Below are 11,653 nucleotides of genomic sequence, written 5' to 3' on the forward strand. Positions count from 1 at the left end.
GAGTAGCAGCCGCGGCGGCAAACTAAAGTTCCCAGTTAGCTCAATGACTTTTTCTTCAAAATTTCGATATACTCCATTTCTAAACCCGTTATTTTATTGATTACTTTCTCTTCTATCCCTTCAACCAACGCTTTCCGTGCAAACCGCAAACTGTATTTGTCTACGGTCAATGTTTGACGAAGACTATATTTGTCCTCGAATGATAAGTAATCATCTGCTATTGTGCCATCCAATAAAAATTCCATGTCATAGGTACCAATCAGTGTATTAACATAGTGTAATCGAAGCGAGCAGAAAACGGCGGCACCTTCACGGTCGTAATATTGCTTAAGGCTAATCGATACCACATCGATAATAATGAAATCCTCATCCAACTTGCCTAAGAACAGATCATGATATTCGCTCTTATCCTCATTTTTCCACTTTCGAAAAGCGTTCCAGAAACCTTCAATTGTTCTTTGAATTGCGTTATTTTCTTGCTCCCAACTAAGAAGCAGTCCATATTCCACCATAACACCACCAATTAGAGTATACATAGTACTTTACACTAACGGTAACTACCTCGTCATACACAACACAGCTTTATTAAGCAAATCTCCCGTTACTTCAACGGAACAAGGAGCAGCGCCGCGGCGATCTGCTCCCTGTTCTGATTAAACTATCGTTCTCCGTTAGCGTAATGAATCCTGCCGAATGGTTCGAAGCGTGAATGCGGTAGTAAAGGTTGTAGGTGGCTTCGGAGTATGCATAGAAATTCTCATAACCTCCCCCATACTCTTTCAATATTATCCGACGCTTTTCTTGTTGTCTTACCCATATATCTATAAGCGATTTCTAGTATTTCCTTTTCGTCCCCAAGCCTCTCTAGAATAGTGCAAGACAAAACTTCTTTAACTGAAGTATCCCCCTTTAGTTCCATCCTCTCATAAAATTCAAACAGTCGTATTAGTAACTCAGTTTCTATATTTTTTCTTAGCAATCTGATTAAATAATCATTTAAATCACCAAAAAACACATGGTTAAGAACTTCCTCATATAATGCTTCATGTTCAATAAGGTTAAGCCTGAATTGTGGAAATTCATTAACAAATATTTTTGAAAGTTCATTATATTTCAAGCTTACCCAACCTTCTTAAAATTCTAATATTCTGTTGATTAAGGCGCACTGCCGCACAGGCAGCCTACTCCTGGATCATTAAACTGAAGTCTCCCGTTAGTTTAATCCATTGTCTTCGTCAATTTTCAATGAAAACTCATTTGCAATCGCGATAGCAACATCAGCAATGATACTTTCCAGAATGGCATCAATGTGTTGGGGTAAATCAATTTCAATTAAATTAACTTCTTCAATTCCATCGAGTGTATCGAACCCATAGTTACCATCTTCATCAGCATGCATTCCCCTTATCTTGATAAGTTCTCCATTGATTTCTTTGCTAAATGTCAGGTGACTAACCTTTTCGAATTCTAAATGACTAATTAAGTATTGCTCCAAGGCCTTTGATTTCACTTTTTTTGTATAATCATCAGAATGGATACTGGTATAGTAATACATTAATTTCACCTCACATTATCCTGGCCCTGAGGAGAATGAATAAAAGCAGCTGCCGAGGTGACAAGCTGTTTAATTAATGTTCCCCGTCAATCAACCTAAGTTACAAGCACAAATGTATTTTCAAGTCCGATCCTATCTTTCAGCGTTTTTCCGAGTGCATAATGGTTTGGTGTGTCTTTCTTTAAAACACAAAGAATATTGCCCGCCTTGCCTTGTGTGAGGTTGGTTAGTTGAAGATGTTCATTGTTATCAAAAATAAAAGATACTAGGTATTCGTAATAATCGTCATTCATATCCGTAACTTTTAAACCAACATGATAAATCCTTACTTTTGTCCCAGACCAGATTTTCTCATCATCACTTATATTTCGGACTGGAATCCATTTAGATATCGCCATTTTACACCTCTAATGGTTGTGGCCATCGTCTCCCGTTAATTCAAGAGAACCAGCTTGTTATCAGAAAGTTTAAAGCTTAATACTGCATCTTTCTTTCTAGGATTCCAACCTTGTCTGATTGCCCCCGAAATAATTAAAGCAATTTCAGAAGGCATCACGACTTTTTTATTGAGAGATTCAACGTTCGGAAACTCCACCCAAAATTCATTGATGTCTGACTAACGTTCCCAGTTAACTTAATGCTTCTGAGGTATTCACAATAAATTTCTATCCAGGTATTCCAATGCTTCTTTAAGACTATTAAATTTTTCATCATGTCCTGAAAAATCAATTCCAGGATTGTCTGTCCTTCTTGTAATTCCAACACCTTCATTACTTGTAACTTGTAATTCAATATAATTTAAATCGCTATCATTCATACTAACCCATATGCATTCCCCTGATTGCTCATAATAAATATTCCAAGTAGGATATCTGCTTTTTAAATTTTCTTTTAATTCATTTATCTCCATAGAACAACCACCATGCCCTCTCACGCGATTCCTATAAGAGCTGTTTGCGACTAATCATTTTCTTGTCGCGAAGTGTTGAACCTATCATGTCCAGTTCTCCAACAAAAAGAGAAAGAAATACATTCTGATAATACCACATATTGGAACTATTCTGCCCGTTAGTTCAATAAAAACAGCCGATCGCGCAGATCGGTTGTCTTCATGTCTTTATTGAGCTATCGTCTCCCGTTAGCGCAACGGCTGTTCAGACACTAAAGCTATATATTCAGATGGAATAACAATACCCTCTCCCCTTCGTATCACCTGCATAAGGGGTGCAATATGAGCACTATTGTATTTTTTTGCAGGAATATACGAATTGACATATGCTTGAGTAATTTCCCTGCCCGAACTACAATTGTAACCTAAATTAAGTGGTGTTGACCCTCTTGAACTAAAGTATTTCTCTTCGAGGACATGCGCATAATCAGCGACAAAAAGCCCTTGGAAACTGAAAGGTAATTCGACCCTCAATAAAATATTGCCAATGTATTTTCTTACCATTTCGATGCCTAAATCTCCGAAATAAGGACTATCTGTTAACCATAATGGAAGTGTTTCAAGGAACCCCTCTGATAGGAAATAACCTTTAAACTCCTGTGGAGGATTCGGGCATACATCAACTTGCCTCCTGGCAAACAGACCGCTGTTCGGGGCTAAAATCTTGTCCAGATGCTCTTCCCTTGTATAATGATAAAAAACTACGTTGCCACTATCCGTTAACTCGACATGCCCTGGGTCAGGTTTATAACCGAAATCATATAAACAAAGACCTCTGTTCATTAAGAAAATTTCTCCTAACCTCATCCAATCCCACCTTTGTTCTTGATTTCCTGCTCCGAGTGCTGAGAACTTTAACCAATAGTTAATATTTGTATCAACTGAGTTAAAAAAATGCTCCATTATCAGCGTCTACGGTCAATGATATGATAATTACATCTGCTGATAATATGATGTTGAGGAGATGGGCAATGAAATTAAACATTGGTTCCAAAATTACAAATCTGAGAAAAGAGAAGAGCATTACCCAAGAACAGCTTGCTAATGCAGTTGGAGTTTCAATTGCCGCCGTCTCAAAATGGGAATGCGGGAACACTTATCCTGATATTTCCTTGCTACCTGAAATTGCAAGCTTCTTTACTGTCTCGGTTGATGCATTGCTTGATTATAAAGTTGAACCTAAAAATGCCCAGGATTATAGAGATCGACTGAAGGAAATCACGATTGTACATGATTTTCATACCGGACTGCCTCTTGCTGAGGAAGCTTTAAAGAAGTATCCCAACGATTTTGAGATTCTCTTGCAAATGGGGCATCTAACCTTTTCCCAAGGCACTTCATCAGATAGTCCAGATAGGGAAACGGTTTTAAAGTCCATTGATTATTTTAACAAGGCTTTGTCCGTACAGACATCAGATTCAACTATAAAAAAAGAATATATTGAACAAATCATAGCGTTTGCTTATGATTCCATTAGAGAGTTTGATAAGGCGATTGCAATCCTGGAAAAAAATAATACAAAAGGTTGCTTTGACCCTGAAATCGCTAATTTTATGATGAAAAAAGGCGATATACGCGAAGCAAAGTCGAAACTTCAACATTATCTATGGCATACAGCTTTTGGATTTGGTATGGTTACTGAACCATTAAAAAAATGCTTTCGAAAAGAGAATAATTTGCACTATGTTGTAGCTTTACAAAAGCTTCATGCCACTTTTCTTCAGAGTTTCATTCATGAAACGCCCAATTATTGTGACTTGATATGCTCTTGGAGTTTTATGGATCTCGCCGAGTCTCAAGCCGAAATTGAAGACACCGAAGGCATGTGGGATAGTATTAAACAGAGCGTGTACCATTCGGTACGTTTCGATCAGAACCCTTCATATTCCATGGAATCCATCAAATTTATGGAAGACTCTAAAGGAATGATGGGAAATAATTCTTCTCAAAACGCTTGTCAGGGCACAATCAATCGCCTAAAGAAGGTCTTTCCACAATACCAGAGCGATGAAAGAATGATTGCATTCATCCAAGATCTAGAGACTGCAGCAACTGACAAGGTTCATACGGGCATTTGGAAGTAATGGTTCGTTGTAAGAACTGACTTAGCCCTCGAAATGAGGGCTTTATTATATTAATCACAATCTTTACTCAACTCTTCTGCCCGTTAGTTGAGAAAACGGCAACCGGTCAAAGGCCGGCTGCCGTCGTGTCTGGATTCAGCTAACGTTCCCCGATAAGCTTTTAGACGTTCCCACTCTAATATCTTCCCATACCGGATTACTTTTCAATTGATCAAAATCGGTGAAAAAATCCAACTCTTGTTCACCGCATTTTTTATCAAGAAATTTATCATAATCATCTAGTTTCTGTAATTGCTTGTCTGAGAAAAGCCCTATATTGAGGTAATAGACAGTCATGCCGAGATTATAATGGCTATCGAATTCAATTATCATATCGTCCCCTACGTGTCCGTAGCCCTTAATGTATTTTTGATTCTCAGCTGGTGCAGCCAACGTAATTAACGACTTAATCAGCTCACTGTAATGATACTGGACGATATTTTTATCCATATACAATCGCTCCTTGCATGATCGTTTTCCCAATATCTCGGCGGTGATCCTTCAGACCTTCATTTTAACACAAATTGTAAGTATCCTTTAGCTTAATGAAAAAAAGCAGCTACCACGAAGGCAAACTGCTCCTGGTGCTCTGAAATAACGTTCTCCGTAGTGGCCATCTCGCCGAAGACTCACGTTGCTAAACGGAACTGACGGACGCTATTTGAGCTAAAAATCGTATTTTGAGGATTCTTACGGAACTGTGAGCTCTTATTCATTCGATTGGCCCTTTTCCACCATTAAAAAGGCGCAAATAACATCGCTCAGTTCCGTAAGGAGCGACAAACCACCTGAAATCTAGCGAATAACGTCTGTCAGTTCCGTTAGTCGGATCCTGCAGCGTAGTGGTTTAATACTGCCCGTCAGCTTAACAAAGAATGGTCAGTCTAATACTTTTTTTCTCATTCTAGAACTTTATTTTCTTCTGACACTATTCACACCTTCACCGCGCCACGCGGTCCCGATCCACTTCGTCCTGGATCGCGGATAGAGTCGATTCCAGATCCTGTCCTGCCAGATACGCGTTCACCTGCTCCAATATCGCAACCTGCAGCGATTCGGTCGATATCGTATGCGGCCAATAAATCACCGCGTCGCGGCGCAATACGAATGACGAGATCTTGTCTACGATCGGTTCATCGACAATGGCGTCTTTCGCCGAAGGAACGGCTAACATCGTACGGGCACCTTGCTGCTGCATCTCCCTTCCGTTCATAAAAGCGAGAAACCGCTTAGCTTCTTCCGGATGATCCGTACCGGAGCTGATGACCTTGTAGGAACCAATGTTCAAATTCGGCACGGTGCGATCCTCGCCGGGTACCATCATAAATTCGAACTTCTGATCCGGACTGCGGGATATAACGTTGGGTAAATCCCAAGTTCCCGTAACGATCATCGCCGCTTCTCCCCTAAACAGCATTTCCTTGGACTGTTCATGCTTGTTACGCTGCCAGTCGGAAGGCACGTAACCGCGGTCAATGATCTCCTTCGTCTTCATCATGGCATCGATCAGAATCGGATCATTGGCTCTCGCCTCCCCGCTCTCCAGCTTGTCCGTCCACGCCGCGTCCGCCCCGTTGTTCGACATCATCGAACCGAACAGAAATTGCGGCACCCACCATTCCGAATTCAGTGCTACAGGCACGATTCCGCGGCTCCGGAGCTCTTCGCAAACGATTAGAAATTCGTCCCAGGAAACAGGCACCTCGAGTCCCAGCCGCTCGAACATCGACTTGTTATAGATCAGGCCGCTTGTATGCATAAGCCCCGGCACGCCGTATACCTTACCCCCAATCGTTACGGGCGCCAGCGAAGCCGGATGGAAGTCGTCCAGGAAAGGAGAGCCGCTTATATCCAGGTAGGCGTTCGGCTCGATCCGACGAACTTCCTCGAATAGGCTCGATGACCAAACATCGAACACATCCATCCGTTCGCCGCCCAACAGCCGCATCTTCAAGCCCGTCATATAATTGGCGTTCTCGATATAATCGACATCGATCTTGATATCCGGATTGTGCCGCTCGAACTCGGCGATCCATTCGAAGTAGGCGCTGCCCGAATCCATTTGAAAGCTGGAATAGCGCAGCACGACAGGTTCGGAGCGTTCTTTCTTGCTTGCGGACATGTCGACAGCCTCGCCGGCAGCCCCGCAACCGGATAACGCAAACAGCATGAATAAGGCGCAAAGTGCAATCCAGCCTCGCGTGTAGTCATTTCCCTTCATTTGACCGCCTCCTTCCGAGCACCCGATTAAGCTATCCCGTTCCTCGTTCATCTCGCTCGACAGGCAGGCAGACGCGGAACGTCGTGCCTTCGCCGGGACTGGTGTCAAACTCGATGCCGTATCGATTGCCGTAATGCAGCTGCAGGCGGCGCTGGACGTTATGCAGCCCGATTCCCCGCCGTTCGGCCCGGCCTTCCGACAAGCTGTTCCGTAGAGCGGCCGCCGTCTCCTCATCCATGCCAAGGCCGTTATCTTCTATCTCGACGACCAGGTCGTCCGCCCTGCGCGCCATTCGAATCTCGATCATACCGTCTTCCTCCTGAACCGACAGACCGTGAAATATCGCGTTCTCCACGACCGGCTGCAGGATCATCCGGGGCATTCGGCAGTCCAGCAGCTCCTCATCCAATTGCTCCAGCATTCGGATCCGGTTATAGTAGCGCACCTTCTGGATGGCCATATAATTGCGCAGATTGGTCAACTCGTCGCGCAAGGTCACGACAGTTCCTTCATCGCGTGCGGCATAACGCAGCATAGCGATCAACGCTTCCGTCATGTCCACGATCGTATCCGCTCTCTGCATCGAGGCAATCCACTTCACCGAGCCGAGCGTGTTATACAAGAAATGCGGGTTGATCTGGGACTGCAGCGCGCGCATCTCCGCCGCCGCCTTCTCGCTCTCCTCCCGCTGAATTTGCTCGACCAGCGCCTTCAGCTCGCGAGACATCCGGTTGAATCTCACGGACAAATGGCCGATTTCGTCACGGGATCGGATATCCTCCACCTGATCGAATTGCCCCTTTTCGACTAGCAGAATGCTATTCATCAGCTTTTTGATCGGCCGCGTAATCACGTTGGACAGGTACAGCGACACGACAGCGGTGAAGAGGATCATCAGAGCTGCCAGAAGTACGATATTCTGCCTAAGAATCGCTCCTTCAGACGACAGCTCGCTCATCGGCATGTACAGGTACGTTGTCCAGCGCTCCCGTTCGAACGGGCTCGCCACCATGATATGGCTGTCCGCATCCGGCCGTACAGTCTTGGAGAACTCTTCGCCGATCAGCGAGGCATTCGCGTTATAGATGATATTATCCGCCTCGTCCACAATCGTGAAGCGCGATCGCAGCGATTCTTGAAGCCTGCCGTTCACGACGTCAATGACATCGAGATCGATATTGACGACCATGAACCCGAGCAGCGTGCCGCTGTTCATGTCGAGTATTTTCCGCACATGCGAGATGACCAGCTTGCCATTCCTCGACTGGCGGTCGACATGCGTATCGAGAGTCATTGTCTTGCTGGTCGATACTTGGAAGTACCGGAACCATTCTTCTTCCGAAGGGTGATAGGTATAGTCATAGGGGGGATCGGTTCCGACGAATAAATCCTGTCCGCCGTTCAGGTTATAAACATAGAAGTTGATGTCACGGTCTTTCATGATCACGTAATTCATGAGCAGCCCGTACGCCGCATTTTCATTTTCCTTGTTGTCGTCCAGTAGAAATTCCTGAATGGGATAGTTGTCTTCGGCCGACACGCTTACGTTGCTGTTCATGCCGAAGCTGGCGACCAACGATATCTTCTCGATTTCCTTCAGGTATTCTTCGATTCGGGTATTCGTCTGCCCGGCTACGTCCATCATCAGCTCCGTATACTTGCGTTCCAGCATCCGCTGGGTTGACGCGTACGATGTGACCGTCATGACGAATACCGGCAAGATGATGGCGATCAAACAAATCAGTACAATCTTGGTCTTAATACTGACGAACGGCAAGCGGTTTCGCATAATTTCACCTCGGGTCGGCTTCGGTAATCCATCCAGTCGGTCTATCCGCGGAATTCCTCGGGACTCAGGCCGACGATTTTTTTGAACAGCTTGCTGAAGTACGTATAGTTGTGGTAGCCGACCTTGTCCGCCACTTCGTAAATTTTATAATGCCGGCTCTCCAGGAAGGACTTCGCGCGTTCGATTCGAATTCTCGTCAAATATGAAATAAAATTTTCGCCCTTCTCCTGCTTGAATACCCGGCTAAGATAAGACGGATGCACATTGATCTGGGCTGCCACGCTCTGAAGAGAAATGTCCTCGGCATAGTACCGATGAATGAGCTCCGCAGCCATCTCCGCATAGCTTGCTTGATCGCTCGGACGGCCGTCCGTTACGGTCCGGCAAGCATATTCGGATACGATTTCATGAATGTCGTCCCAAGTCTCCGCGGTTAACACGTCTTCGTACGGCGATGACAGGTCTTCCGACTGCCGTGATCGCGAGCTCTGCGAATTAACGATTTCCGCCAGCCGAATATACGCCTTCCTTATGGATTTCTCATCGACGTGCATCGCCTCCAGCTCCCTCCGAAAGCCGTCTAAGAACGAGACGACCCGATCCGCCTGCATCGACTCGAGCGCGTCGCGGAATACAAGTGCCGGTTCGCCTTCCAGCTGCGTATCGATCGATTCTCTGTCGAGCAAACCTGCCAAATCCTCGTAATAGGCAAGCTGTCCGATCCCTCTGAAGAACCGCCCGCTCAAGGCAAGGTCCGCCTCCCGATACGCTTGCTTCACCTCTCGGAATCCTGACACGACCGTGCTGATTCCCGCGGAGATGGAGATGTTCATGAAATCCTTCATTGTACTCGCGATGCTGCCGCATAGCTTCCCTATTTCCTTGCGAGCCTCCCGCGCGTCTTCGGCCGTCGGATTATGAATCAGCAAATATTCCGAGGAGCTCTCCACGATAACCTCGGTATTCCGGCTGCTTGGAATAATCTCCTCCATAATGTTCCGGACGGAGAAACGAAGCAGCCTCTCGTCCTTCTCCACATACTTCTTCTTCACGTCTCCGAATCGATCGATCCGAAGCTTTGCCAGGACGAGACGGTCCGAGCGGACGCGCGCTTGCAGCTGCTCCGCCTTCGCCGACGCTTCCTTTTCGTCGAGCAATCCGCTAATCAAATCTTTGAACAGGCGCTCCTTCAGATGGGTCAAGCTCTCCGTATAGTCCATAGGTTGCCGGAATGGAGCGGACTCGGCACCGGACGCCGGCTGCAGCTTCTCTCTGAGACCAGCCAGCAGATCGGTAAGGGTATGCTTCGTGATTTCGGACTTAATGATGTAATCCGATGCTCCGAGCCGCAACGCTTCCTTCACATATCCGATCTCGTCGAAGTTGCTCAGAATGACGAATTTGCAATGGTTAAGCGCTTTCGAAACCTCGCGTATGAGACTAAGTCCATCCATGATCGGCATCTTAATATCCGTGATGATCAAGTCCGGTCCCACGCGCAGCGAGAGGTCAAGCGCCTCTCTGCCGTTAGCCGCTTCACCGGCGAGCCGAAATCCGTGCTCCTCCCATTCAATCATCGACCGTATGCCGATGCGCATTAACAATTCGTCATCTACAATGATTACTTTGAACATCGCCATCCCTCGATTTCTCTTAAGGTACGTATAGGCACATTTTATTGTATATGGGATGAAAAACATAGAACCTTTTCGGTTCCGCCCAATTATCGCGCACATCTTTATTACAAAAAAAGAACCGATGCACGGCGCATCGATTCTTCAATATCATTCTCTACGGAAAGATTCATTTATTGTTGGAAGTCGGAAACCGCGCTCAGCAGCCAATTACGGTGCAACGCCGCCGTGTCATCCTGCTCCAACTCCCCATACGTCCATTTCATCCCGTTGCCTTCTACGTACTCCTTCATAATAATCAAGAATGCATTGCCCCAAGAGCGATACTCGCGGATGAAAGGAACCACTGGATAATACTCATCGTAAGCGCTTCGGATCACCGTATGAACAACTTCCTGCAAATGGCCTGGCAGATCGGCCGCCTTCACCTTCTCCGCCAGCGGTTGCGGCAGCTCCAGCTCCTCCGTCGAGGCAAAGCTCTCGTACTCCTCATGCGTCACCATGCCTTGCTCTTTGGCTATCCAGAGATGCATCCGATCCAAGGCTGGCTTGTACGCGGAAGGAACCGAGATCGTCAGCTCCGGTTTCGGATCGCTAAGATCCACTACGAATGACTCTCCCAGCTTATGAAGACGCACCTTCTCACGCACGCCCATCCAACGCAGCGCAAGCAGCGCGTGCGTTCTCATCTTCCCGGGAAGCGACTCGTCGCGGCACGTCCGGCGCAATAATCGTTCGCTCCTCGGCTCGGGCAACAGACTTAACATTCGTATGGCCGTCAGCGCCGTAGACTCGTCCTTCAACCATTGTTCCGCTCTCGCGACTAACGCGTCCGCTTGCCCCTGCATGATCAAATCCAATTCGGTCACGCGGGCTGCCAGTTCCTCAAGCGTCATCATGCCTTCGCGTTTCAACGCTTCTTCCCCGCGTTCCGCCACCAGCTTGCCATACTGTTCGTCAATATCCTCCGCCATTGCCGTGAAACCCTGACGCTCTTCCGCGCTCACATTCGAGCGACCTGCCATCGCGCGCGCCCATGCGGCCATTGCCTGCGGATGGTTCCTGTACATCATGAACGCGCTTGGAACCAGCTGCTTGTCGAAGGGGAGCTGCGGGCTGAGCGCGAATCTCGCTAGAACCGTTTGGGTGTCGGCTTCCCTTCGCATCAAACCTAATGAAAGCACAAGGCCGTTCCACGCGCTTCCGGTAGAAGGCTGTTGCCGGATCGCCCGGTGAAAATAAAAGGCAGCGATTCCGTATGAATCATTCTGCAGATGAAATCTTCCCATTCCATTCAAATCTTGGCTCATATGCGCACCCATCCTCTTAAAATAGCGAAAAGTAGCTATATTATACCATTAAAAGCTGTCTTGTCGTATTTT

Annotated in this window: 12 protein-coding genes; 1 reads left to right on the top strand and 11 read right to left on the bottom strand. The window is 46.5% G+C overall.

Features of this window, described 5'->3' with window-relative positions:
• Positions 1 to 35 precede the first annotated feature (35 nt).
• The 6 genes from NQZ67_RS10265 to NQZ67_RS10290 all read right to left on the bottom strand — a co-directional run bounded on the left by NQZ67_RS10265 (position 36) and on the right by NQZ67_RS10290 (position 3,287).
• Positions 36 to 509, bottom strand: coding sequence for a hypothetical protein (locus NQZ67_RS10265; RefSeq protein WP_257445166.1), 474 nt, complete (start codon positions 507 to 509; stop codon positions 36 to 38).
• A 248-nt stretch (positions 510 to 757) separates the two neighbouring features.
• Positions 758 to 1,117: a DUF7674 family protein gene (locus tag NQZ67_RS10270; protein WP_257445168.1), complete on the bottom strand. Its 360-nt coding sequence runs from the start codon at positions 1,115 to 1,117 to the stop codon at positions 758 to 760.
• Between the two features lie 96 nt (positions 1,118 to 1,213).
• Complete coding sequence (locus NQZ67_RS10275) at positions 1,214 to 1,555, bottom strand: hypothetical protein (protein WP_257445463.1); 342 nt, start codon at positions 1,553 to 1,555, stop codon at positions 1,214 to 1,216.
• Positions 1,556 to 1,650: 95 nt separating this feature from the next.
• The gene (locus NQZ67_RS10280) at positions 1,651 to 1,935 is read right to left on the bottom strand and encodes a hypothetical protein (RefSeq protein ID WP_371825288.1); all 285 of its coding nucleotides are present in this window, start codon (positions 1,933 to 1,935) and stop codon (positions 1,651 to 1,653) included.
• 272 nt (positions 1,936 to 2,207) lie between these two features.
• Positions 2,208 to 2,465 (bottom strand): hypothetical protein, encoded by a 258-nt coding sequence (locus tag NQZ67_RS10285; RefSeq protein WP_257445172.1) that lies wholly within the window; start codon positions 2,463 to 2,465, stop codon positions 2,208 to 2,210.
• Between the two features lie 228 nt (positions 2,466 to 2,693).
• Positions 2,694 to 3,287 (bottom strand): hypothetical protein, encoded by a 594-nt coding sequence (locus NQZ67_RS10290; protein ID WP_257445174.1) that lies wholly within the window; start codon positions 3,285 to 3,287, stop codon positions 2,694 to 2,696.
• 188 nt (positions 3,288 to 3,475) lie between these two features.
• Between NQZ67_RS10290 and NQZ67_RS10295 the strand changes: the two genes are divergently transcribed.
• Entirely contained in the window at positions 3,476 to 4,588 is a 1,113-nt protein-coding gene (locus NQZ67_RS10295) for a helix-turn-helix domain-containing protein (RefSeq protein WP_257445176.1), read from the top strand.
• Between the two features lie 135 nt (positions 4,589 to 4,723).
• On the opposite strand, the gene NQZ67_RS10300 is transcribed toward NQZ67_RS10295, so the two are convergent.
• The 5 genes from NQZ67_RS10300 to NQZ67_RS10320 form a co-directional block, all read right to left on the bottom strand.
• Complete coding sequence (locus NQZ67_RS10300; RefSeq protein WP_257445178.1) at positions 4,724 to 5,077, bottom strand: hypothetical protein; 354 nt, start codon at positions 5,075 to 5,077, stop codon at positions 4,724 to 4,726.
• Positions 5,078 to 5,567: 490 nt separating this feature from the next.
• On the bottom strand, positions 5,568 to 6,848 hold the full coding sequence (locus NQZ67_RS10305) for an ABC transporter substrate-binding protein (protein ID WP_257445179.1): 1,281 nt from the start codon (positions 6,846 to 6,848) through the stop codon (positions 5,568 to 5,570).
• Positions 6,849 to 6,879: 31 nt separating this feature from the next.
• Complete coding sequence (locus NQZ67_RS10310) at positions 6,880 to 8,637, bottom strand: sensor histidine kinase (RefSeq protein WP_257445181.1); 1,758 nt, start codon at positions 8,635 to 8,637, stop codon at positions 6,880 to 6,882.
• Between the two features lie 41 nt (positions 8,638 to 8,678).
• Positions 8,679 to 10,277: a response regulator gene (locus NQZ67_RS10315; protein ID WP_257445183.1), complete on the bottom strand. Its 1,599-nt coding sequence runs from the start codon at positions 10,275 to 10,277 to the stop codon at positions 8,679 to 8,681.
• Positions 10,278 to 10,444: 167 nt separating this feature from the next.
• Positions 10,445 to 11,581, bottom strand: coding sequence for a HEAT repeat domain-containing protein (locus tag NQZ67_RS10320; protein WP_257445185.1), 1,137 nt, complete (start codon positions 11,579 to 11,581; stop codon positions 10,445 to 10,447).
• Between the last annotated feature and the right edge of the window lie 72 nt (positions 11,582 to 11,653).

The organism is Paenibacillus soyae, assembly GCF_024623455.1.
In the GTDB taxonomy this organism is placed as follows: domain Bacteria; phylum Bacillota; class Bacilli; order Paenibacillales; family Paenibacillaceae; genus Pristimantibacillus; species Pristimantibacillus soyae.

Bases quoted from the DNA above. Each gene is read 5' to 3' on its own strand.
- NQZ67_RS10275 (WP_257445463.1), bottom strand. From the start codon at position 1,555: ATGTATTACTATACCAGTATCCATTCTGATGATTATACAAAAAAAGTG.
- NQZ67_RS10285 (WP_257445172.1), bottom strand. From the start codon at position 2,465: ATGGAGATAAATGAATTAAAAGAAAATTTAAAAAGCAGATATCCTACT.
- NQZ67_RS10290 (WP_257445174.1), bottom strand. From the start codon at position 3,287: ATGAACAGAGGTCTTTGTTTATATGATTTCGGTTATAAACCTGACCCA.
- NQZ67_RS10295 (WP_257445176.1), top strand. From the start codon at position 3,476: ATGAAATTAAACATTGGTTCCAAAATTACAAATCTGAGAAAAGAGAAG.
- NQZ67_RS10300 (WP_257445178.1), bottom strand. From the start codon at position 5,077: ATGGATAAAAATATCGTCCAGTATCATTACAGTGAGCTGATTAAGTCG.
- NQZ67_RS10305 (WP_257445179.1), bottom strand. From the start codon at position 6,848: ATGAAGGGAAATGACTACACGCGAGGCTGGATTGCACTTTGCGCCTTA.
- NQZ67_RS10310 (WP_257445181.1), bottom strand. From the start codon at position 8,637: ATGCGAAACCGCTTGCCGTTCGTCAGTATTAAGACCAAGATTGTACTG.
- NQZ67_RS10315 (WP_257445183.1), bottom strand. From the start codon at position 10,277: ATGGCGATGTTCAAAGTAATCATTGTAGATGACGAATTGTTAATGCGC.
- NQZ67_RS10320 (WP_257445185.1), bottom strand. From the start codon at position 11,581: ATGAGCCAAGATTTGAATGGAATGGGAAGATTTCATCTGCAGAATGAT.